The organism is Sinomonas albida (genome assembly GCF_004919045.1).
GTDB lineage: Bacteria > Actinomycetota > Actinomycetes > Actinomycetales > Micrococcaceae > Sinomonas > Sinomonas albida.
This window is the reverse complement of record NZ_SWDW01000010.1, coordinates 1-22,912: the sequence shown is the minus strand read 5'-3', so window position 1 is coordinate 22,912 and position 22,912 is coordinate 1. Positions and strand designations below refer to the sequence as shown.

The following is a 22,912-nucleotide window of genomic DNA, read 5'->3' as shown; positions in this document are numbered from 1 at the left end:
TCAATTCTTCCATGGATTGCCGCTCCGGCCGGTCCCCGGAGGCGGTCGGCGGGCCTAGCATGGGGCCCATGGCCACCGTGAATGTGCGCCGGGTCTATGATTCCTCGCCTGGAGGGACCTATCGAATCCTCGTGGACCGCGTGTGGCCGCGTGGCCTGAGCAAGGACCACGCGGCCGTGGACCTGTGGCTCAAGGACGTGGGACCCTCGACCGCGCTGCGCAAGTGGTTCGCGCACGATCCCGAGCGCTTCGACGAGTTCGCGCGTCGCTACCGGGACGAGCTCGAGGGCTCGCCCGCGCTCGGCGAGCTGAAGGACGCCGTCGCCGGGCATTCGCGCGTGGACCTCGTCTATTCGGCGCGCGACGAGGAGCACAACCAGGCAGTGGTGCTCCGGGACGTGCTCGGCCGGTCTGCGCGGTAGTTGGGCGCGCGGTCATGAGGGCGCGCGGTAGTTTGGGGCCATGACCACAGACGCCACGCAGCCCTCCACCGCCGTCGACCAGCCCGATGTCCGGCCCCAGCGCGCCGCTGTCGTTACCGGCGCAAGCACGGGCATCGGCGAGGCGACGGTCCGTGCGCTCGCCGCCGAGGGCTGGCGCGTCTACGCGGTGGCGCGCCGCGCCGAGCGGCTCGAGGCGCTCGCCGCGGAGACTGGCGCGATCGCGGTGCCCGCGGATATCGCGGAGGACGACGACGTCGCTCGCCTGCTCGAGGCCGTGGAGGCGGGCGGGTGGATCGACACGCTCGTCAATATCGCGGGCGGCGCGCGGGGCACCGACTGGGTGGCCGACGCGAAGACCGAGGACTGGGAGTGGATGCTGCGCGTCAACGTGGTCGGCACCATGAAGATCACCCGGGCGTTCCTCCCGATGCTGCGCGCCCACGGCCGCGGAACTGTGCTCAATCTCACGTCGGTGGCTGGCCTCGTGTCCTACGAGGGCGGAGGCGGGTACAACGCCGCGAAGTTTGCCGAGCACGGCATGACGCGGGCGCTTCGGCTCGAGGAGGCCGAGCACAACGTGCGCGTCGTCGAGGTCATGCCGGGTCTCGTCAAGACCCCGGAGTTCACCCTGAGCCGGCTCGGCGGCGACGCCGCCGCGGCCGAGCGCGTGTACGAGGGCGTCGAGGAGCCGCTCACGGCCGAGGACGTCGCCGACGTGATCCGCTACGCCGTCACCGTCCCGCACCACGTCAACCTGGACGACATCGTGATCCGCCCCGTGGCGCAGGCGGCGGCGCACAAGCTCCTCCGGAAGCGCTGAGCGCAGGGCGCGCGGGAGGCGCTGAGCGCTTCCCGGGAACTGTAGGGCCGAGGGGTACACTGGTCAGCAAAGCATCGACCCGGCCATCACCGGTGAGCTTCCGGAAGAACAGCGCGCTTCGCCAGCCCGGCGCGGCCGCCCAGTAGAACCGGACGGGCAGGCCCGTCACAGCCCTCACGAGAGGCCCCGCGCGAGCGCGCACAGCGCACGCAACGGGCAAGCGAGGTGGTACCGCGGTGCCGCCCGGCAGATCCGGGCGTTCGCCGTCCTCGCATCCTCAGCCGAACAGCCAGGATCTTCCGTGAGCGTGTACCCCAAGGCCACCACCGCGCCGAACGCAGACAAGTCAGCCAGCGCAGGCTCGTTGGCTTCCGTGCGCTTCCCGGAGCTCGAGGAGAGGATCCTCAAGTACTGGGACGAGGACGGCACCTTCCAGGCCTCGATCGACAACCGCGACGCCGGGCAGGACGGTTCCGGCGAGTTCGTGTTCTACGACGGCCCGCCGTTCGCCAACGGCCTGCCCCACTACGGGCACCTCCTCACTGGCTACGCCAAGGACCTCGTGGCCCGCTACCAGACGCAGCGCGGAAAGCGCGTCGAGCGCCGCTTCGGCTGGGACACCCACGGCCTGCCAGCCGAGCTCGAGGTCATGAAGCAGCTCGGCATGAGCGACAAGGCCCACATCGACCGCATGGGCATCGACAAGTTCAACGAGGCCTGCCGCGCCTCGGTGCTGAAGTACACCCGGGAGTGGGAGGCGTACGTCAAGCGCCAGGCTCGCTGGGTGGACTTCGAGAACGACTACAAGACGCTCAATGTCGAGTACATGGAGTCCGTGATGTGGGCGTTCAAGACGCTGCATGAGAAGGGGCTCACGTATAGCGGCTACCGCGTGCTGCCGTATTGCTGGAAGGACGAGACGCCGCTCTCCAACCACGAGCTGCGCATGGACGACGACGTCTACAAGGACCGTCAGGACCAGACCGTCACCGTCACGTTCCCCCTGCTCGCCGGCGAATCGGAGGTCTCCCAAGCGCTCGCCGGGGTCCTCGCGCTCGCGTGGACCACCACGCCCTGGACGCTGCCCACCAACGCGGCCCTCGCGGTCGGGCCCGAGGTGCGCTACGCCGTCGTGCCCGCGGGGCCCCACGGTGTGAAGGCCTCTGCGATCCCCGGCGACGCGCGCTTCCTCCTCGCCGAGGATCTTCTCGCGGGTTACGCGAAGGACCTCGGGTACGACGACGGCGAGGTTTCCGCAGCGGCGGCCGCTGCGGCCGCCGTCGAGCGCACCTTCCTCGGCTCTGAGCTCAGCGGCATCCGGTACGAACCGCTGTGGGACTACTTCACTGATGCCGAGACGTGGGGCACCGAGCAGGCGTGGCAGATCCTCGTCGCGGACTACGTCACCACGACAGACGGCACGGGGATTGTCCATCAGGCCCCGGCCTACGGCGAGGACGACCAGCGCGTCTGCGAGGCCGCGGGCATCCCGGTCATCATCTCCGTGGACGACGGCGCGAAGTTCCTCCCGCTGTTTGCCTCCGGTGATGCGGCGCAGGGCAAGGACGCGCCCCTCGGCGAGATCGTGGGCCTCCAGGTCTTTGAGGCCAACAAGCCGATCACGCGCGTGCTCCGGGAGCAGGCACGGCTAGTCAAGCAGGCGAGCTACGTGCACAGCTACCCGCACTGCTGGCGCTGCCGCAACCCGCTCATCTACCGCGCCGTCTCGTCCTGGTACGTCCAGGTCACGAAGTTCAAGGACCGGATGGTCGAGCTCAACGAGCAGATCAACTGGATCCCGGGCAACGTCAAGCACGGCCAGTTCGGCAAGTGGCTTGAGAACGCCCGCGACTGGTCGATCAGCCGCAACCGCTACTGGGGCTCGCCGATCCCGGTGTGGGTCTCCGACAACCCCGAGTACCCGCGCACGGACGTGTACGGGTCGCTCGCCGAGCTCGAGCGGGACTTCGGCCGCGTGCCCGTCAACCACGAGGGGCTGCCGGACCTGCACCGGCCGTTCATCGACGAGCTCACGCGCCCCAACCCGGACGATCCGACGGGCCAGTCCACCATGCGTCGCGTCACGGACGTGCTCGACGTCTGGTTCGACTCCGGGTCGATGCCCTATGCGCAGGTGCACTACCCGATGGAGAACCAGCACTGGTTCGAGACCCACAACCCCTCGGACTTCATCGTCGAGTACATCGGGCAGACCCGCGGCTGGTTCTACCTCCTGCACGTGCTGGGCACCGCACTGTTCGACCGACCCGCGTTCCGGAACGTCATCAGCCATGGGATCGTGCTCGGCTCGGACGGGCAGAAGATGTCCAAGAGCCTGCGCAACTACCCGGACGTCTCCGAGGTGCTCGACCGCGACGGCTCCGACGCCATGCGTTGGTTCCTCATGGCGAGCCCGATCCTGCGCGGCGGCAACCTCATCGTCACCGAGCAGGGCATCCGCGACGGCGTGCGCCAGGTCATGCTGCCGCTCTGGAACGTGTACAGCTTCTTCACCCTCTACGCGAACGCCGCGACTCGGGTCGCGAACGGGTCCGGAAACGGTGCGGCGGCCGGCGGCTACGAGGCGAAGCTCCGCTACGACGGCTACACAGACCCCCTCGACCGGTACCTCCTCGCGGAGACCGGGCGTCTCGTGGGCGGGATGCGCGGGCACCTCGACGCGTACGACATCTCGAACGCGTGCGAGGCCCTGCGCGTCTACCTCGACATGCTCACGAACTGGTACGTCCGCCGGAGCCGCCAGCGCTTCTTCGACGAGGACACGGATGCCTTCGACGCGCTGTACACCGCCCTCGAGGCCGTGTGCCGCGTGGCCGCGCCGCTCCTGCCGCTCGTGTCCGAGGAGATGTGGCGTGGCCTCACGGGCGGGCGCTCCGTGCATCTCACCGACTGGCCCGACGCTGCGCTCTTCGTGGACGAGCCCGCGCTCGTGGACCAGATGGACCGGACCCAGGCCGTGTGCTCGGCCGGTTCGTCGCTCCGCAAGGCCGCGAAGCTGCGGGTGCGGCTGCCGCTCAAGGCGATGACCGTCGTCGTGCCCGGGGCTGCAGCGCTCGCCGGCTCCGAGCCCGTGATCGCCGACGAGCTCAACCTCAAGTCGGTGCGCGTGCTCGACGCCGACGAGGCTGCGCCCGAGGAGTTCGGCATCGAGCAGAAGCTCGTGGTGAACGCTCGCGCCGCCGGCCCGCGTCTGGGCAAGAACGTCCAGCAGGCCATCAAGGGCTCCAAGTCCGGTGACTGGTCCGTGGACGACGGCGGCCAGGTCACCTCGGGCGGCATCGCCCTCGAGCCGCACGAGTACGCGCTCGAGACGGTGGTCGACTCCGCGAGGGCCGGCGGCTCGGCGGCGGTGGCGATGCTGCCCGGCGGCGGCTTCGTGGTCCTTGACACCGAGGTGACGCCCGAACTCGAGGCAGAGGGCCTGGCCCGTGACCTCGTGCGCGTCATCCAGCAGGCGCGCAAGGACGCCGACCTCAACGTGAGCGATCGGATTCGGACGAGCGTCACCGCGCGCCCCGCCCTGGTCGCCGCTGCGCTCGCGCATGCCGAGCTGCTGATGGGCGAGACGCTGAGCGTCGAGCTCGAGCTCAACGAGGCCGACGTCGAGCCGAGCGCGGTCGTGGAGCGCGCCGAGCCCGCCGAGGAGGTCGCGCTGTGACGGAGCTGACGGGAGTGCCGACCACGGTCGAGGAGGTCTACGCCGAACTGCTCGGACGGGCGCCCGAGAACAAGATGGAGCCGCGCCTCGCGCCGCTCTTCCGCGCCATGGACGTGCTGGGGGAGCCGAACAAGGCGTTCCCGATCGTCCACATCACCGGGACGAACGGCAAGACGTCGACGGCGCGCATGATCGAGGCCGGCCTGCGCGCCCACGGCCTGCGGACCGGCCGGTACACGAGCCCGCACCTGAGCCGCGTCACGGAGCGCATCAGCATTGACGGCGCGCCGGTGCCGGATTCGACGTTCGTGCGGATCTGGAACGAGATCGCGCCGTATCTGGGCCTGGTTGACGGCGAGCTGACCGCGGCCGGCCAGCCTAGGCTCACGTACTTCGAGTGCGTCACGATCCTCGGCTTCGCGGTCTTCGCGGACGAGCCGGTCGACGTGGCGGTCATCGAGGTGGGCCTCGGCGGGATCACGGACGCGACGAACGTGGGTGACGGTGTCGTCTCCGTGGTCACGCCGATCTCCCTGGACCACACGGACCTCCTCGGTGACACGACGGAGGACATCGCGCGGGAAAAGGCCGGGATCATCAAGCCCGGCGGGTTCCTCGTGAGCGCAGCGCAGCCGGCGGACGCCGCCCAGGTGCTCCTCGACAGGGCCCGCGAGGTCGGCGCGGAGTTCCGCTTCGAAGGCGTCGAATTCGGCGTCGAGAGCCGCACGCTCGCCGTCGGCGGCCAGCTCGTGACTGTCCAGGGGCTCGCGGGCCGCTACGAGGATCTCTCGGTGCCGCTGCACGGCGCGCATCAGGCGGAGAACGCCGCTGTGGCGGTCGCGGCGCTCGAGGCATTCCTCGGCGGGGGAGAGCGCGAGCTCGACCACGAGGTGCTGCGCGAGGCCTTCAGCAGCGTGACGTCGCCCGGGCGGCTCGAGGTCGTCAGGACGTCTCCGACGATCGTCGTGGACGCAGCGCACAATCCAGATGGGATCCGCGTGAGCGCCCAGGCGCTCCAGGAGGCATTCGAGTTCAGCCGTCTTGTCGTGGTCCTCGGCGTGCTCCGCGAGAAGGACGCCGAGGAGATCCTCAGCGCGCTCCAGGACGAGTTCAGCGAGCTGCCCACGGAGTTCGTGTTCACGCAGTCTGCGTCGCCGCGAGCGATTCCCGCCGACGAGCTCGCGGAGATCGCCCTCGACCTGGGCTTCGACGAGGACGCCGTCCACACGGAGGAAAAGCTCGACGACGCGATCTCCTATGCGGTCGAGCGAGCCGATGAGGTCGGCGATTTCGGGGGCGGCGTGCTCGTCACCGGATCGATCACGGTAGTCGGCGAGGCCCGCATCCTGCTCGGGAAGGACGCCGCGTGATGGCAAAGCTCACCAAAGCCCAGCGTGAATGGCGCCCGGGGATGCCGAAGAAACGGCGGTCGATCCGGGTCCAGTTCGCGTCGGTCGTGCTGCTCACCGAAGCGTTCGTCGCGCTCTTCGCGACACTCGCCGTCTTCGGGCTCCGCGGCCACGAGTACGGCCCCGGCTTGGTGTTGGGGGTGGGCTTCGGCCTGATGGCGGTCCTCGTTCTCGCGTGTGCCGTGGTCAAGCGGCCGTGGGGCATGGCCCTCGGGTGGCTCCTCCAGCTCGTCCTGATCGCGCTCGGCTTTGTCGAGCCGATGATGTTCGTGGTCGGTGTCCTCATGGCTTTGGCCTGGTGGTTCGCGATCCGCACGGGCGCTCGGCTTGACCGGGAGAACGTGGTGCGCGACCGCGAGCAGGCCGAATGGGAGCGGTTGCATCCCGACGGGGCGGACGGGGAGGCCGGCCAGACTCAGTAGACTGGTCCCGACCCACGACCCCCCTCTATCAAGGAGCCACCGTGACCGCAGAGCGCACCCTTGTCCTCGTCAAGCCGGATGGCGTGTCCCGCGGCCTTGCCGGCGCGATCCTCGCGCGTGTCGAGGCGAAGGGCTACCGCCTTGCTCAGCTCAACCTCCTCACCGCCGGCCGCGAGCTGCTCGAGGAGCACTACGCCGAGCACGAGGGCAAGCCGTTCTACGAGCCGCTTCTCGAGTTCATGCAGAGCGGCCCCGTGGTGGCCGCGGTCTTCGAGGGCGAGCGCGTCATCGAGGGCTTCCGCTCCCTGGCCGGCGCGACCGATCCGACCACGGCCGCGCCCGGGACGATCCGTGGCGACTTCGGCCGCGACTGGGGGCTCAAGGTCCAGCAGAATCTCGTCCATGGCTCGGACTCGACCGAGTCGGCGGAGCGTGAGATCAAGATCTGGTTCGGCAACTGACCGGACCGCGCACCCTCCATTCCCGTCTCGGGTACAGATACTCCGCCTGCTAGCCGTTTCGGGTACGGATACTCCGTCTGCTAGCCGTTTCGGGTACGGATACTCCGTCTGCTAGCCGTCTCGGGTACAGATACTCCGCCTTTTAGCGGTTTCGGGTACAGATCCTCCGCCTTTCAGCGGTTTCGGGTACGGCTACTTTCGCGACGGACTGAGAAACAGACGACGGCGGGTGGCGGCTTCATCACGAAGCCGCCACCCGCCGTCGTTCGTCGTGGGGTGGCCTGTGTTCCAAGTTCAAGTATCTGTACCCGAAATGCCTGAGGCGGGGAGTATCTGTACCCGAAATGCCTGAGGCGGGGAGTATCTGTACCCGAAACGCCTGAGGCGGGGAGTATCTGTACCCGAAACGAAGGGGGAAGGGGAGGGGCGGGGCGGGGTGGCTACATCGTCGAGGGGATGAACATCGGCAGGAAGCGGAAGAAGATCGACGCGATCACGCCGACGTACAGCACTGCGACGATGATCCAGCCCCATTCGCCGAGCGTCTTCACGAGGCCCGGCGGGGCCGGGATGACGCCGTGCTGCAGATTTCGGATGGTCGTCCAGACGAACATCGGGATCATCATCGCCCACACGATCATGCACAGCGGGCACAGGATCCCGATCGCATACAGGGCTTGGCTCCAGAGCCACACGATGAACGCGAAGCCGAGAGTCACGCCAACCTGCAGCCCGATCCAGTAGGCCCGCGAGAAACGGGCTCCGCCGAGCAGGATGCCCATGGCCGTCGTCGCTGTGATCCCGAACGCGACGATCCCGATGAACATGTTCGGGAAGCCGAAGAGCGAGCTCTGCCAGGTGCTCATGACCTCGCCGCACGAGACCCACGGGTTGACGTCGCAGATCGTGTGGTGCGAGGGGTCCGCGAGCTTCTCGAGCTTCTCCAGCACGAGCTCGCCAGACGCGAGCCAGCCAACCACGCTCGTCACGAGCAGGAGCCACGCGAACCCGCGTGTCCGCACCATGGCCGGGCCGGTTTCGGGCGACGTCGTCTGCGGGAGTGTCGGCGCGGAGGTCGGGGCCTTCGTCATGGCTGCGGGGTCCTTCCTGAGATCCTGACCCGATTCTAGGACCCCTCCCTGACACGAAGCTGGCTGCGAGCCGTGCGCCGGGCCCGTCTGGGCGGCGTGTGAGACAATGCAAATGGCCGGGCGCCGATCCACATTCGGCGGCCGGTCCGATGCAGAGCGACGAAGACCGCCGATTCAACGCCGGGCGCGCGGGGCATGATCCCCACCGACGCCCGCTGGACCGAGCGGCACCTTGCCGGCCGTCAGGGCCGCGGGTCAACGCGGCATCGGCTTGCACGGTCGGCAACGCCGCAGCCGGGCAGGTACAGGGTCGACTTCGTCGGCGCCCGCGGGTGCCGACACGTGGTGCCGTCCCGGCGTCGAATGTGGCGGCGCTGCGGGCGGCTTGTGGAGTACTCAAAAATGGACATTGAACAGCAGGCCCAGGAACTTCCGGAGATCCGGGACGAGGAAGGCGCGCCGGTCAAGAAGCGCCGCGCGCCCCGAAGGGCCAAGGCAGACACCGGGTCGCCCGCAGCGGCGGCCACCGCGGCAGAGCAGGCCGCACCGAGCACGGACGACGGCGGGAGTGCGCCTGAGCCGGGCGAGTCGCCTGAGGTCCCGGCGAAGCCCAAGCGCGCCCCGAGGAGCCGCAAGAAGAAGGGCGAGGCGGCGGCCGCCGAGACGACGGAGGGCGCGGCTCAGGCCGAGGCCGACCTCGCCGGAGCCGCCGCTGCGGACCCCGCAGAGGCCTCCGCGGCGACCAAGACCGCCTCGCGATCCCGCCGCACGTCGGCGCGGGCGAAGGCGGCCCACGCCGACTCGAAGTCGGCGGCCGCGAACCCCATGCTCCCGCTGCCCGACGACGGCGAGTCGGGCCCAGAGGCCGACGAGACGCCCGTCTCGCGTGCCAAGAGCTCGGTGCGCGCCCGCCGTCGTGCGGTCGTCGCCGCGGCGCAGGCCGCGTTGACCGTCGCGGATGAGGACGAGGCCGCCGAGACGGCTCCCGACGAGGCTTCCGAGGCCGCTCCCGCGACCGCTCGCGAGGCCGAGGCGAAGGCCTCGCGGCCCGCCAAGGCTCCGGCGAGGGCGCCCAGGTCCGCGCCGGCCGCGGCGCCGGCACCAGCCCGCAGGGAATCCGCGCCCGTCGAAACACCCGAAGAGACCGTCGACGAGGCCAAGCAGGATGCCATCGAGGAGGCCGTGGAAGAGGCCGAGATGAGCCCGTTCGCTTCCCTGTTCAGCGAGCCGCTCTCACCGACGTCGATGATCTTCCAGGCGCCGGACCTCAGCGTGGTCACGCGCCCCGCGTCTGCCGAGCCCGAGGGTGAGGCCGAGACGGAAGAGGAAGACGAAGACGAGGGTGCCGGATCGCGCCGCCGCCGCCGGAACCGCGGGCGCCGTGGCCGTGGCCGCTCCGAGACGGGAACCGAGTCGGATTCCGAGGAGGAGCAGGACACCGAGGAGTCGGACGAGGAACAGGAGGAGGTGACGTCGCGCCGTCGGCGTCGTCGCCGCCGCGGAGAGTCCGACCTCGAGCTCGAGGGCGGTCTGGACACGGACCCGCCCGGGACCGTGACGCGTGTGCGCGGACCCCGTACCCCCTCGGAGGCCACGAGCAACCGCGTCCAGAGTGTCAAGGGCTCCACGCGCCTCGAGGCCAAGAAGCAGCGCCGCCGCGAGTCGCGCGAGTCCGGCCGCCGCCGGCACGTCATCACGGAGGCGGAGTTCCTCGCACGGCGCGAGTCGGTGGACCGCCAGATGGTCGTGCGCCAGAAGGAGGACCGGATCCAGATCGCGGTCCTCGAAGACGGCGTGCTCGCCGAGCACTTCGTGTCCAAGACGCAGCAGGACTCGCTCATCGGCAACGTGTACCTCGGCAAGGTCCAGAACGTGCTGCCGTCCATGGAAGCGGCGTTCGTGGACATCGGCCGCGGGCGCAACGCCGTGCTGTATGCGGGCGAGGTCAACTGGGACGCCGCCGGCCTCGACGGCGCGCCGCGCCGCATCGAGAACGCACTCAAGTCCGGCGACTCCGTGCTGGTCCAGGTCACGAAGGACCCTGTGGGCCACAAGGGCGCCCGCCTCACGAGCCAGATCTCGCTCCCCGGCCGCTACCTCGTGTACGTCCCGGGCGGCTCGATGACGGGCATCTCCCGCAAGCTCCCCGACGTCGAGCGCAACCGCCTCAAGCGCATCCTCAAGGACCGCCTCCCGGCTGACGCCGGCGTGATCGTCCGCACGGCCGCCGAGGGTGCGAGCGAAGAGGAGCTGACCCACGACATCAACCGCCTCCGGGCCCAGTGGGACGCCATCCAGAACCAGGCGACCTCCACGAAGGTCCTTGCGCCTGAGCTGCTGTACGCCGAGCCGGACCTCACCATCAAGGTGGTCCGCGACGTGTTCAACGAGGACTTCTCGAAGCTCATCGTGAGCGGCGAGGACGCGTGGGACACGATCGAGGCCTACGTCACGTACGTCGCGCCGGACCTCCTGGGCCGGCTCGAGCGGTACCAGGGCGATGCGGACGTCTTCGCGGAGTGGCGCATCGACGAGCAGATCCACAAGGCTCTCGACCGCAAGGTCTTCCTGCCGTCCGGCGGCTCGCTCGTGATCGACCGCACCGAGGCCATGACCGTCATCGACGTGAACACGGGCAAGTTCACGGGCTCCGGGGGCAACCTCGAAGAGACTGTGACGAAGAACAACCTCGAGGCGGCCGAGGAGATCGTCCGGCAGCTGCGGCTTCGGGACATCGGCGGCATCATCGTGATCGACTTCATCGACATGGTGCTCGAATCGAACCGCGATCTCGTGCTGCGCAGGCTCGTCGAGTGCCTCGGGCGGGACCGCACGAAGCACCAGGTCGCGGAGGTCACCTCGCTCGGCCTCGTGCAGATGACGCGCAAGCGCATGGGCACGGGTCTGCTCGAAGTGTTCAGCGAGACCTGCGAGGTCTGCGGCGGTCGTGGCGTCATCACGCACGAGGAACCGGTCGAGAAGGGCCGCCCGCAGGGATCCACGTCCGAGCACCAGCCGGTGCGTGGGGACAGCCAGCAGCAACAGCAGCAGCCGGCCGGCCGCGCCGAGCGCCGGCGGCGCCGCGGGCGGGGCGGCCAGGCGGAGCCCGCGCCAGCCCCCGCTCACGAGCACGCCGCGCCTGAGGAGGACTCCGACCGGCAGGCGCGCGCGCAGGCCACCCGTGCGGCGCTCGCCGCTGTCGCGGCAGCGGCTCACGCTGCCCACGTCCACGACGACGAGAAGGCGCGGGCCGTGACCGAGCACCCGGTCGCCGGAGATCTCGCCGACGTGACGCGGATCGCCGCCGAGCACACCGGACCTTCTGCCGCAGCCGCCACGCACGCAGAGCAGATCGGCGGCGTGGTTCCGGCCGTCCCGGTCCTGACGATCGGCGGCGAGCGCATCGAGCTGCCCATCGGCGATGTGCCCGTTGCGGTGTCCCGCCCCGAACCGACCCTGAGCCTGGATGCCCTGAGCCACGCTTTCGACGAGCTCACGGGAGAGCGCCACTCCGGCGAGGAGCACGCCGGGCGCCGCCGCCGGAGCCGGGGGGCGCGCAGCGGTCAGGGCTCGGCCGAGGTGACGCGCGTGGACGAGTCCGCGGCCGCCGTCGGCGGCACGACGCGCACGTCCTCGGCGCAGCCCGCGCCGGCTCCGGCCCCCGAGCAGCCCGAGGGCGAGGGTCCGCTCATCCTGGGCGTCGGCGTGCCGGCCTCGGAGCTGTGACCATGCCGCGGAAGATTCCGCGCGTCCTGAGCATCGCCGGCTCCGACCCGTCGGGCGGAGCCGGCATCCAGGCCGATCTCAAGAGCATCGCCGCGATGGGCGGCTACGGGATGGCGGCGATCACGGCCCTCACCGCGCAGAACACGCGCGGCGTCACCGCCGTGCACACGCCGCCCGTCGACTTCCTGCGGGCCCAGCTCGACGCGATCTCCTCGGACATCGCGGTCGACGCCGTCAAGATCGGCATGCTCGCGGATGCCCAGGTGATCGGCGCGGTGGGCGAGTGGCTCGCGCGAGTCAGGCCCGCCGTCGTCGTCCTCGATCCGGTGATGGTCGCCACGAGTGGCGACCGCCTGCTGGCGGACGACGCCGCCGCGGCCCTGCGCAGTCTCCTCGCCGCGGCGGATCTGGTCACCCCGAACCTCCCGGAACTGGGCGTGCTGCTCGACGAGCCGGCCGCCGAGTCGTGGGAGGACGCGCTTGCGCAAGGCGAGCGGCTCGCTGCGCGGACTGGTGCCGCCGTGCTCGTGAAGGGCGGGCACCTCGCGGGGGCCGAGTGCCCGGACGCCCTTGTGCTTCAGGCGGAGGACGGCGCGATGCGCGTTGTCGAGGTGCCGGGGGAGCGCGTCGACACGCCCAACACGCATGGCACCGGGTGCTCGCTGTCCTCCGCCCTGGCTACGATGCAGGCCCGCACGGGGGACTGGGAGTCCTCGCTGCGGGTCGTCAAGGACTGGCTTCGCGGCGCCCTCGCTGCGTCCGGCGAGCTCGAGGTGGGCGGCGGCCACGGTCCCGTCCATCACTTCCACCACGCAGAGGGCTCGGTGCCCCTTGCCGAAGGCGAGTTCGCCGCGCGGATGTGGGATGCGACCGCGAAGGTCCGTGCCGAGATCGACGCCTTGCCCTTCGTGGCCCAGCTCGACTCGGGGACGCTGCCCGAGAACCAGTTCGCGTACTACCTCGCGCAGGACGCGCAATATCTCAACGGCTTCTCTCGCGCGCTCGCGCGGGCGAGTGCCCTCGCGCCCACCGAGGAGGAGCAGGCGTTCTGGGCCAATTCCGCTCAGGTGTGCCTTGTGGTCGAGGCCGAGCTGCACCGCACGTGGCTGTCCCAGCACGCGCCCGCGCCGGGGCGGGCCTCGGGTCAGGGCCCGGTGACCAAGGCGTACCTGGACCATCTCCTCGCGGTCTCGGCGCAGGGCAGCTACGCGGTCCTCGCGGCCGCCGTCCTGCCGTGCTACTGGATCTACGCAGAGGTCGGCGACGAGCTTCACCGGCGGCATATGGAGCGCACGACGTCCGACGGCGGGGCGGCGCCCCACCCGTACGGCGCGTGGATCGAGACGTACGCGGACGAGGCATTTGCCGAGTCGACCCGCCGCGCCATCCGTTACGCGGACAGGGCGGCCCAGCACGGTTCGCCGGCGGAGCGGGACGCGATGATGCTCGCGTTCGAGCAGTCCACGGTGTACGAGCGCGACTTCTTCGACGCGCCCAGCCAGCACGCGTGACCGGAACAGCTCCGCACATCGGGTAAACTAGTGCAGCGTGCTTCCGGCACGAACGGCATGCCACAGCGATTCCGATGCTGCGGCAGGCTGCTCATTTGCGGCCGGGCAGAGGACTGGCGTAGTCTAGATCCTCGGTGCTGACGCCTACACTTGGGTTTCGTCCCAGGGAATCCCCTCGCGGGCTCACGGCAAGAAGCACAGTCGAGCGTCCACGGACCGTTGCAGGTGCAGCGGAGCGTCGGGCGCCGCGCGCAAGAGCTTTCAGAAATATCGTCGAGAGAAGTGAGTTCCCCAGTGGTGTACGCGATTGTCCGCGCCGGCGGCCGCCAGGAGAAGGTTTCCGTTGGAGACTTCGTGACCCTCAACCGCGTGGCCGGCGCCGCTGGCAGCACCATCGAGCTGCCTGCCCTCCTGCTGGTTGACGGTGACAATGTCACCTCCAAGTCGTCCGAGCTGTCCAAGGTCAAGGTGACTGCCGAGATCCTCGAGGACCTCCGCGGCCCGAAGATCGTCATTCAGAAGTACAAGAACAAGACGGGCTACAAGAAGCGCCAGGGTCACCGTCAGGACCTGACGAAGGTCAAGATCACGGGCATCTCCGCCTGATCCTTTCGGACCCAGTACTTCTTCCCACCTAGAACCAAGGCAGGCACAGCTCATGGCACATAAGAAGGGCGCAAGCTCCACCCGCAACGGCCGCGACTCGAACGCTCAGCGCCTCGGCGTCAAGCGCTTCGGCGGCCAGGTTGTCGGCGCCGGCGAGATCATCGTTCGCCAGCGCGGCACCCACTTCCACCCGGGCAACGGCGTTGGCCGTGGCAAGGACGACACCCTGTTCGCCCTTGAGGCCGGCTCCGTGCAGTTCGGCACGCGTCGCGGCCGCCGCGTCGTGGACATCGTCGCCGCCCAGTAGTCGGGCGGCCCGGCGAGTCCGGACCAAATGCTTTTCTCGGTGGAGCGGGCCAGCGGCCCGCTCCACCTTGTTTTTTCAGCGAATCGGCCCGCACCGCGCGGGTGGCGGCGCCCCGGTCATTGGGGCCCGCGAATTAGAATCGGGGGTGACCCCGGCGTAAGGAGAATGGCGTGGCGAGCTTCGTCGACCGCGTGGTGCTGCACGTCTCCGGAGGGCACGGCGGCCACGGCTGCATCTCCATCAAGCGGGAGAAGTTCAAGCCGCTCGGTGGGCCCGACGGTGGCAACGGCGGCAACGGCGGTGACGTGATCCTGCGCGTCTCGTCGCAGACCACGACCCTCCTGGACTACCACCACTCGCCGCACCGTAACGCCGAGAACGGCGGTCCCGGCATGGGCGATTGGCGCGCGGGCCACAAGGGGGAGACCCTCATCCTGCCGGTCCCCGACGGCACGGTCGTGAAGTCCCGCGACGGCGAACTACTCGCCGACCTCGTGGGCGAGGGCGCCGAGTTCGTCGCTGCCGCCGGTGGTCAGGGCGGGCTCGGCAACGCCGCGCTCGCCACCTCGAAGCGCAAGGCCCCGGGCTTCGCGCTCCTGGGCATCGAGGGTGACGAGCGCGACATCGTACTTGAACTGAAGTCGATCGCCGACGTCGCCCTCGTGGGCTTCCCGTCTGCGGGCAAGTCGAGCCTCATCGCGGCCATGTCCGCGGCGCGCCCCAAGATCGCCGACTACCCGTTCACGACCCTCGTGCCGAATCTCGGCGTCGTCCAGGCGGGCGATGTCCGCTTCACCATCGCGGATGTTCCGGGGCTCATCGAGGGCGCGAGCGAGGGTCGCGGCCTCGGCCACGACTTCCTCCGCCACGTCGAGCGCTGCGCCGCGATCGTGCACGTCCTGGACTGCGGGACGCTCGAGTCGGAGCGCAATCCGATCGATGACCTCGAAGTGATCGAGCGAGAGCTCGACAAGTACAGCGTGGACATGAGCTTCGCGGGTCCCGACGGCGAGGCGGTGCCGCTCAACGAGCGGCCGCGGCTCGTGGCGCTCAACAAGGTTGACCTCCCGGATGGGCAGGCGATGGCAGACATGGTCCGTGCGGAGCTCGAGTCGCGCGGGTACCGCGTGTTCGAGGTCTCGGCCACGAGCCACGAAGGCCTCCGCACCCTCGGCTTCGCGATGGCCGAGATCGTCCAGAAGGCCCGCGAGAGCCTCACGGTCGCGCCCCCCAAGGTCGCGCCGACGGTCCTCCGCCCGCGCGCAGTCAACGAGGCCGGGTTCAAGATCCGCCGCGAGGAGCGCAACCTGGAGCCGCTGTTCCGGGTCCTGGGCGAGAAGCCCGAGCGCTGGGTCAAGCAGACCGACTTCACGAACGACGAAGCCGTCGGCTACCTCAGCGATCGGCTCAACCGACTCGGTGTCGAGGACCAGCTGTTCAAGATCGGTGCGCACCCCGGTGACACGGTGGTGATCGGCGAGGACGACGCGGTCGTCTTCGACTGGGAGCCGACCATGATGACCGGCGCAGAGATCCTGGCCGGCCCGCGCGGCACCGACCTGCGGCTCTCCGACTGGAACCGTCCCACGCGCGTCCAGAAGCGCGAGGAGTACGAGGACCGGAAGGCCGCGAGGGCCGCCGCCCGGGACGAGCTCGAGCAGGAGCGCCGCGCTGGCATCTGGACCGAGTCGAGCCGACGCAAGGAGTGGGCACCGGACCTTCGCTCGGAGGAGGAAGCCGGGGATGACGCCGACGATGACCTCTGAGCTCGAGGTCCGCGAGCGGGAATGGCTGCCCGAGGCCCGGCGCATCGTGGTCAAGGTCGGGTCGTCGTCGCTCACGACGATCCGAGGCGGCATCTCGGAGCAGTCCGTCGCGGCGCTCGTGGACACGCTCGCCTCGCGCGCGAACGCGGGGACTGAGATCGTCCTCGTCTCGTCGGGCGCGATCGCTGCGGGCCTCGCACCGTTGGGCCTCCCCAAGCGCCCCCGCGACCTCGCCACCCAGCAGGCGGCCGCGAGCGTGGGGCAGGGCCTCCTCATGGCCCGGTACACGCAGGCCTTCGGCGCGCATGGCGTGACGGTGAGCCAGGTCCTCCTGACTGCGGACGACCTCGTGCGCCGCACGCAGTACAAGAACGCGCACCGGGCCCTCGAGAAGCTCCTCAACCTGGGCGTTGTCCCCGTCGTCAACGAGAACGACACGGTGGCGACCCACGAGATCCGCTTCGGCGACAACGATCGCCTCGCGGCGCTCGTGGCCCACCTCGTGCACGCCGACGCGCTCGTGCTGCTCTCCGACGTCGACTCCGTCTACACGGGCCCCCCTACCCAGGGCGGCGAGCGGATCGCACATATTCGCGGTGCCGCCGACCTGGTAGGGGTGCAGATCGGCAGCGCGGGCGTGGCCGGGGTCGGCACCGGCGGGATGGCCACGAAGATCGAGGCAGCGAGCATCGCCGCGGGGTCGGGGATTCCCGCGCTCGTGACGTCGACCGCGGCCGCAGCGCGAGCACTTGCGGGGGAGGACGTCGGGACCTGGTTCAGCGTGAGCGGCCGCCGGAAGCCGGTGCGGCTCCTGTGGCTCGCTCACCTCGCTGCCACTCGGGGAACGCTGACGCTCGACGACGGCGCCGTCCGTGCCGTCGCACAGCGCCACCGTTCGCTGCTCCCGGCCGGGATCACCGCCGTCGAGGGTGACTTCGAGGCCGGCGACCCCGTCGAGATCGCGGACCAGGCAGGCCACGTCGTGGCGCGCGGGCTTGTGAACTTCTCTGCGGACGAGCTTCCCGCGATGCTCGGGCGCTCGACGAAGGACCTCGGGCGTGAGCTCGGGCCGGAGTATGAACGTGTGGTTGTTCACACGGACGACCTCGTCATCGTCTAGTGTCTAGCGCCTCGTTAGACTTGAAGGCATGACTGACACCGTCGCCCACGAGACTGCCTCCGCTGCCGACGCTCCTGCGGGCGCGCAGCCGGTCGACGTCGAGGCCGCGGTCCTCGCCATCGGCGACCGTGCCCGCCGCGCGTCGCGCGCGATGGCCCGTGCCAACCGGGCGTGGAAGGATCGCGCCCTCCGCGCGATCGGCTCCGCGCTCAAGGAGCACGAGGCCGCGATCCTCGCGGCGAACGCGAAGGACCTCGAGGAGGGCCGCGCGAACGGGACCACCAAGGCCCTGCTCGACAGGCTCGCGCTCACACCGGCCCGTATCGATGGGCTCGTGTCCGCCCTCGAGAATCTCGCGGGGCTTCCCGACCCGGTGGGCAACGTGGTCCGGGGGCAGACACTCCCGAACGGCCTGCGCATGCGGCAGGTCAACGTCCCGATGGGCGTCGTGGCGGCGATCTACGAGGCCCGGCCGAACGTGACCGTGGACATCGCGGGCCTCGCGCTCAAGAGCGGCAACGCCGTGATCCTCCGCGGCGGCAGCGCCGCGGCGCACACGAACCGCGAGCTGGTGGGGATCCTCCGCGACACGCTTGCAGCGGTCGGGCTGCCCGAGGACGCCGTGCAGACGGTTGACGAGTTCGGGCGGCCCGGCGCAGAGGTGCTCATGCGGGCGCGCGGCCGGGTCGACGTCCTCATCCCGCGCGGCGGGCGCGAGCTCATCCAGAACGTCGTCCTCAACTCGACCGTCCCGGTCATCGAGACCGGCGAGGGGAACGTCCACATCTTCGTCGACGAATCTGCCGACGAGGAGATGGCCGTCAACATCCTCCTCAACGCCAAGACCCAGCGCCCGAGCGTGTGCAACACCGTCGAGACGCTGCTCGTCCATTCGAAGAGCACGGTGCTTCCCGCCGTCGCCCGTGCGCTCGCGGAGCGCGGGGTGCGCCTGCACGTCGATGGGCGCTCCATGGGTGCGCTCCCCGCAGGCGTCGACGGGGTTCCTGCGACGGACTTCGACTGGGCCACGGAATACATGGACCTCGACCTCGCGGTTGCCACGGTCGATTCCCTCGACGAGGCGCTCGAGCACATCCGGCGCTGGAGCACCGGCCATACCGAGGCGATCATCACCAACGATCTGGGCAACGCGGAGCGGTTCACCGCTGAGATTGATTCGGCGGCCGTGATCGTGAACGCATCGACGCGCTTTACCGACGGCGGCGAGCTGGGGCTCGGCGCCGAGGTGGGGATCTCGACGCAGAAGCTGCACGCGCGTGGCCCGATGGGGCTGACCGAACTCACCACCACGAAATGGATCGTGCAGGGCGAAGGACAGGTGCGGGGCTGAGGGTTCTCGCCGCGGCGCCGGGGTAGGATAAACCGAAGATCGGTCACGAAAGTGGCCAACCGCAGTTAAGAGGCTCTGAAGGGGTTCAAGCATGCTGGCAACGGTCATGACCGCCGCGCTCTCGGTGAGTGCTGAGGCCGCGGGGCACGAGGCTCCCGCACCGACCATCGCTCCGCCGTTCGTGGTCGGCGGGGTCCTCTTCGCCATCTTCGTGGTGCTCATGTTCGTCACGCTCTCCTACTCGAACCTCGGACGCCGCCACGAGGCGAGCGACGAGCACGCGGATCCGCACCGACAGCACCCGAACAAGCACGACCGCCACCAGGGCGCTTCGAGCCACTGACCCTTGGCGGATCCAATGGAGGTGCCCGGAGGGCGGCGCGTCCGCCTCGGCGTGATGGGCGGGACGTTCGACCCGATCCATCATGGGCACCTTGTCGCGGCGAGCGAGGTCGCCTCGAAGTTCGGCCTCGATGAGGTGGTCTTCGTGCCGACGGGTGAGCCGTGGCAGAAGAGCAGTCGCCATGTGAGCCTGGCAGAGCACCGCTACCTCATGACGGTGATCGCGACCGCCTCGAACCCTCGATTTACGGTGAGCCGCGTGGACATCGAGCGCCCAGGCCCGACGTACACGATCGACACTCTGAGGGATCTGCGGGCCGAACGGCCCGAGGCAGATCTGTACTTCATCACAGGCGCTGACGCGATGGAGCAGATCGTCTCGTGGAAGGACGTCGACGAGCTCTGGGGACTCGCGCATTTCGTGGGCGTCACACGTCCCGGCCACGAGCTTCCCGACCTCGCGCGGGCCGAGGTGAGCCTGCTCGAAGTTCCGGCGATGGCCATCTCCTCGACAGACTGCCGTGCTCGTGTCGCGGCCCACGATCCCGTCTGGTATCTGGTTCCGGACGGCGTGGTGCAGTACATCGCGAAGTACGGACTCTACGTCTCCGACGAACAAGTGCGCCCGGCGGCTGCCTCGGACGTGGTCAGCCTTGCGTGGCGGGATGAGCCAGCGCACGAAGGGGGCCCGCAGGGCGGCGCCTCGGTGGCCGGGTGAATGAAGCTATGAATAATGACGACAAGCCGATCACGAGCCGAAGGGAGCGGCGGCGCGCCGCCGCAGGCGATGGCCTCGCGGAGCTGACGCCTGCCCAGGCGAGGGCCGAAGCTGAGGCCAAGGCAGAAGCCGAGGCGACCGGGGCCGCCGACAGCGGTCCGGCCGCCGAGCCCGGCGCGCAAGCTGCCGAGAGCACTGAGACGGGACGGATCCGCTCCCGCCGGGCCTTGGACGCCCCCGTTGACGCGGTGCGAGACGCCGACGCTGCTCGAGCTGAGCGCAGCTCGCAGGCGCGTGCCAGGGACCGCGAGGCGTTGCGCGTCATGCGCGAGCTGGCCGAGAAGGAAAGGGCCGCGCAGCCCCCGAGCCGTCGCTCGCTGCGTCAGCCGGCGGCGGAGCCGGACGCCGGCCAGGAGCAGCCGCAGGCGCCTGCGTGGCCTGCAGCTCGCCCGACGCCCGCGGCACGCCCCCTTGGCTCGTCCGGCGGCGACCTTCCTGCCGGAGCCCTCCCGATCGTCCCGACACCGGTCCCAGCTGCGGAGCCCGCCGAGGGCACCCAGGGCGAGGCGCCGCCGTCGTCCGTTCCCGCCGCGGGACGACGCCGGGGACGGCAGGCCCCGGTGCGACAGGCGCCCGACGGCTCGGCCGTGCTGGGTCCCGAGACCGGATCGTTCAGCATGCTCTCGCACGAGCAGATCGCGGCCGCCCGCGAGCAGCTCCGCGAAGAGGCCAAGGCTCCGGCTCCCGCCAAGCAGGGCCAGCCTGACGCCGTCGACCCCGAGACGCTCAAGCAGCAGCTTGCGCAGGCCGAGCGGGCGGCGATCCTCAACCGCCGCGCCCAGACCCGGCAACGCCTCGCCGAGGCGTCGCGCCGCGACGCCGAGAGCGGGAAGGCGGGGCCCGCGCCCACCGCGGCCAACAACCTCGCGATGGTGACCCCGCTCGAGTACGTCAAGGTTCCCGGGCTTCCGCATCCTGTCATGCGGCCGCCCACCACGACCCACGTGCCCGTGACCACGGGCAAGGTCCGCGAAGCGGCGCCAGTCTCGGCGGCGACGGCGCACGGCTTGGAGCCTCTCGGCGTCCAGGCACCCCGGGGCAACCGCGAGCGGGCGTTCCTGCTCGGGTTCGGCCTCTTCGGACTCGTGGCGTTGATCGCCGCGGTCGTCATTGTCGTGCTGTTCGGCAAGCTGCCGGGACAGTGAGAATTTTCGGAAGACTTCAAGGAGAAGAGTGAGCGCAACAGAATCGGCGATCGAGTCCGCACGGGTGGCCGCCAAGGCCGCAGCGGACAAGCTGGCTGAGAACATCGTGGCCGTGGATGTGAGCGAGCGGCTCGCGATCACAGATCTCTTCGTCATCGCGTCGGCGTCCAACGAACGCCAGGTCAACTCGATCGTGGACAACATCGAGGATGAGCTCATCAAGCTCGACCGCAAGCCCGTGCGACGCGAAGGCCGCGCGGAGGGCCGCTGGGTGCTGCTCGACTACGGAGACATGGTGGTTCACGTGATGCACGACGAGGACCGTGCCTTCTATGCCCTTGAGCGGCTCTGGAAGGACTGCCCCGTGGTGGACCTCGGGCTCGACGAGTCCGGCGCGTCCGCCACAGCGGCCGGCTGACCGACCGTGGGGGAGAGGCGGAGGATCGTCTTCTGGCGCCATGGGCGCACCGATTGGAACGCGGCGGGCCGCTTTCAGGGGCAGACGGACATTCCGTTGAACGAGGACGGCGTGCGTCAGGCGAAGCACGCGGCCCGGCTGCTCGCGGCGATGGGTCCCACGTCGATCGTCGCCTCTGATCTCCAGCGCACACGGACGACGGCGGAGGCCCTCGCCGAGGAGACGGGCCTGACCGTCGCCGTGGATTCCGGCCTCCGCGAGACCAACGCGGGCCGCTGGCAGGGGCAGACGTTCGACGAGATCCGGCTCTCCGACGCTGATCTTCTCGCGCAGTGGGAGGACGGCGCGGTGGATGTGGCCGCGGGCGGGGCCGAAACCCGGCTCGACGTCGCCGCCCGGACGCGCGCTGCGGTCGAGCGGGCGCTCGGGGAGCTGGGCGACTCGGGGACGCTCGTCGTGGTGAGCCATGGCGGCGCGATTCGCGTGGTGCTCGCCGAGCTCCTCGGTCTCCCGCACTCGCTGTGGGGAGCGCTCTCGGGCCTGTCGAACTGCAACTGGTCGGTGCTCGAGGAGCGGCGATCAGCCCCCGGAGATGGGGCTGACGGTGCGCCGCGTTGGCGCCTTGGCGAGCATAATGCGGGCACGCTTCTGGTGCCTGTCGCCGTCGTCGAAGGCTGACTCTGAGCGGGTCTGTGGATTTGTGCGCGGGGCTGGCGCGGTCTAAGATGGACGAGTTGCTCCGAAGGAAGTGAGGGGATCTCTGGATCCTCTCAAGCTCTCGTTCGGCGCGGTTTCCGGGGCTGTGGCGCAGCTGGTAGCGCACCTGCATGGCATGCAGGGGGTCAGGGGTTCGAGTCCCCTCAGCTCCACGGGGGTATGGCGCAGTTGGTAGCGCGTCTGCATGGCATGCAGAAGGTCAGGGGTTCGAATCCCCTTACCTCCACCGAAAAGACACGCGATGGGACGGTCGATGAGACGGTCCCATCGCCGTTTGACGTGGGAGAACACCTGATGTTGACGACATCTTGGTCGGACCTCGTGATTTGCTTTTGACCCGACCCACGCCACAGAAGGAGCCCTTGGTCCACTCGTAGGACTCCTCGTGCTGGGCTTTGCGCCGGCTACGCGGTCGCCGGATCCCGCCCCGACCGTCGAGGTAAACAGTCGAGGGTCGAACGGTTTTGTGCTCCGGCTCTGCCTGTGGTCGGTCCTCGGCGGGCTTGAAGGCGGTTCTGCCGAGGTCTCGTTTCGCTCCTCAGGACACACTCCGAGGAGCTGCTACTTACCGCGTGCGTCACCCCATAACAGGATGTGCAGCCTCGGAGACAGGTTGTAACCGACCTGAGCCACGGGCCCGCCCCAACCCGCAGGTTCGGCGTGCCAGCCTTTAGTGAACCGCCCCGGCGTGTCCGGAGACTTTCTAGTTTGAGGATCCGACGATTGCCGGGTCCGGTTGTCGAGTGTAGTAGGCGGCCTCCATCTCCGCCGGTGGGATGTCTCCGCAGTACCCGTAGAGG

Annotated in this window: 19 protein-coding genes and 2 tRNA genes; 20 read left to right on the top strand and 1 reads right to left on the bottom strand. The window is 69.7% G+C overall.

Going from position 1 to position 22,912, the window contains the following annotated elements:
* Window positions 1-68 precede the first annotated feature (68 nt).
* The 6 genes from E6A26_RS11195 to ndk all read left to right on the top strand — a co-directional run bounded on the left by E6A26_RS11195 (window position 69) and on the right by ndk (window position 7,234).
* Window positions 69-422 (top strand): DUF488 domain-containing protein, encoded by a 354-nt coding sequence (locus E6A26_RS11195; protein ID WP_136611290.1) that lies wholly within the window; start codon window positions 69-71, stop codon window positions 420-422.
* Between the two features lie 40 nt (window positions 423-462).
* Window positions 463-1,263, top strand: a complete 801-nt coding sequence (locus E6A26_RS11190) for an SDR family oxidoreductase (protein WP_136611289.1) — start codon at window positions 463-465, stop codon at window positions 1,261-1,263.
* 301 nt (window positions 1,264-1,564) lie between these two features.
* Window positions 1,565-4,942 carry an isoleucine--tRNA ligase gene (gene ileS, locus E6A26_RS11185; protein ID WP_136611288.1) on the top strand — a complete coding sequence of 1,126 codons (3,378 nt, stop codon included), beginning with the start codon at window positions 1,565-1,567 and terminating at the stop codon, window positions 4,940-4,942.
* Window positions 4,939-6,312, top strand: coding sequence for a bifunctional folylpolyglutamate synthase/dihydrofolate synthase (locus E6A26_RS11180; RefSeq protein WP_234865376.1), 1,374 nt, complete (start codon window positions 4,939-4,941; stop codon window positions 6,310-6,312). The genes ileS and E6A26_RS11180 overlap by 4 nt, the downstream gene beginning before the upstream one ends.
* Window positions 6,312-6,773 carry a DUF4233 domain-containing protein gene (locus E6A26_RS11175; RefSeq protein WP_136611287.1) on the top strand — a complete coding sequence of 154 codons (462 nt, stop codon included), beginning with the start codon at window positions 6,312-6,314 and terminating at the stop codon, window positions 6,771-6,773. Before E6A26_RS11180 ends, E6A26_RS11175 begins: the two co-directional genes overlap by 1 nt.
* A gap of 41 nt (window positions 6,774-6,814) precedes the next feature.
* Complete coding sequence (ndk, locus tag E6A26_RS11170) at window positions 6,815-7,234, top strand: nucleoside-diphosphate kinase (protein ID WP_136611286.1); 420 nt, start codon at window positions 6,815-6,817, stop codon at window positions 7,232-7,234.
* Between the two features lie 440 nt (window positions 7,235-7,674).
* Here ndk and E6A26_RS11165 read toward each other — a convergent pair whose 3' ends face one another.
* Window positions 7,675-8,325 (bottom strand): vitamin K epoxide reductase family protein, encoded by a 651-nt coding sequence (locus tag E6A26_RS11165; protein WP_136611285.1) that lies wholly within the window; start codon window positions 8,323-8,325, stop codon window positions 7,675-7,677.
* 402 nt (window positions 8,326-8,727) lie between these two features.
* On the opposite strand from E6A26_RS11165, the gene E6A26_RS11160 reads away from it, so the two are divergent.
* The 14 genes from E6A26_RS11160 (at window position 8,728) to E6A26_RS11095 (ending at window position 22,338) form a co-directional block, all read left to right on the top strand.
* Window positions 8,728-12,051, top strand: a complete 3,324-nt coding sequence (locus tag E6A26_RS11160) for an Rne/Rng family ribonuclease (protein ID WP_211129090.1) — start codon at window positions 8,728-8,730, stop codon at window positions 12,049-12,051.
* Between the two features lie 2 nt (window positions 12,052-12,053).
* Window positions 12,054-13,562 (top strand): bifunctional hydroxymethylpyrimidine kinase/phosphomethylpyrimidine kinase, encoded by a 1,509-nt coding sequence (thiD, locus tag E6A26_RS11155; RefSeq protein WP_136611284.1) that lies wholly within the window; start codon window positions 12,054-12,056, stop codon window positions 13,560-13,562.
* Window positions 13,563-13,856: 294 nt separating this feature from the next.
* Window positions 13,857-14,168: a 50S ribosomal protein L21 gene (gene rplU, locus E6A26_RS11150; protein WP_136611400.1), complete on the top strand. Its 312-nt coding sequence runs from the start codon at window positions 13,857-13,859 to the stop codon at window positions 14,166-14,168.
* Window positions 14,169-14,220: 52 nt separating this feature from the next.
* Complete coding sequence (rpmA, locus tag E6A26_RS11145; RefSeq protein WP_136611283.1) at window positions 14,221-14,475, top strand: 50S ribosomal protein L27; 255 nt, start codon at window positions 14,221-14,223, stop codon at window positions 14,473-14,475.
* A gap of 170 nt (window positions 14,476-14,645) precedes the next feature.
* Window positions 14,646-16,241, top strand: coding sequence for a GTPase ObgE (gene obgE, locus E6A26_RS11140; protein ID WP_136611282.1), 1,596 nt, complete (start codon window positions 14,646-14,648; stop codon window positions 16,239-16,241).
* Window positions 16,219-17,361 (top strand): glutamate 5-kinase, encoded by a 1,143-nt coding sequence (gene proB / locus E6A26_RS11135; protein ID WP_234865374.1) that lies wholly within the window; start codon window positions 16,219-16,221, stop codon window positions 17,359-17,361. Before obgE ends, proB begins: the two co-directional genes overlap by 23 nt.
* A gap of 28 nt (window positions 17,362-17,389) precedes the next feature.
* A complete protein-coding gene (locus tag E6A26_RS11130; protein WP_136611281.1) occupies window positions 17,390-18,712 on the top strand; it encodes a glutamate-5-semialdehyde dehydrogenase in 1,323 nt (440 codons plus the stop codon).
* A 91-nt stretch (window positions 18,713-18,803) separates the two neighbouring features.
* Window positions 18,804-19,055, top strand: coding sequence for a hypothetical protein (locus tag E6A26_RS11125; protein ID WP_136611280.1), 252 nt, complete (start codon window positions 18,804-18,806; stop codon window positions 19,053-19,055).
* A 54-nt stretch (window positions 19,056-19,109) separates the two neighbouring features.
* Complete coding sequence (gene nadD / locus E6A26_RS11120; protein WP_234865387.1) at window positions 19,110-19,772, top strand: nicotinate-nucleotide adenylyltransferase; 663 nt, start codon at window positions 19,110-19,112, stop codon at window positions 19,770-19,772.
* 8 nt (window positions 19,773-19,780) lie between these two features.
* Window positions 19,781-20,977: a hypothetical protein gene (locus tag E6A26_RS11115; RefSeq protein ID WP_136611278.1), complete on the top strand. Its 1,197-nt coding sequence runs from the start codon at window positions 19,781-19,783 to the stop codon at window positions 20,975-20,977.
* Window positions 20,978-21,005: 28 nt separating this feature from the next.
* Window positions 21,006-21,395 (top strand): ribosome silencing factor, encoded by a 390-nt coding sequence (gene rsfS / locus E6A26_RS11110; RefSeq protein ID WP_136611277.1) that lies wholly within the window; start codon window positions 21,006-21,008, stop codon window positions 21,393-21,395.
* 6 nt (window positions 21,396-21,401) lie between these two features.
* Window positions 21,402-22,073 (top strand): histidine phosphatase family protein, encoded by a 672-nt coding sequence (locus E6A26_RS11105; RefSeq protein ID WP_136611276.1) that lies wholly within the window; start codon window positions 21,402-21,404, stop codon window positions 22,071-22,073.
* 118 nt (window positions 22,074-22,191) lie between these two features.
* A tRNA-Ala gene (locus tag E6A26_RS11100) sits at window positions 22,192-22,264 on the top strand.
* A gap of 1 nt (window position 22,265) precedes the next feature.
* Window positions 22,266-22,338, top strand: a tRNA-Ala gene (locus tag E6A26_RS11095).
* Window positions 22,339-22,912 lie beyond the last annotated feature (574 nt).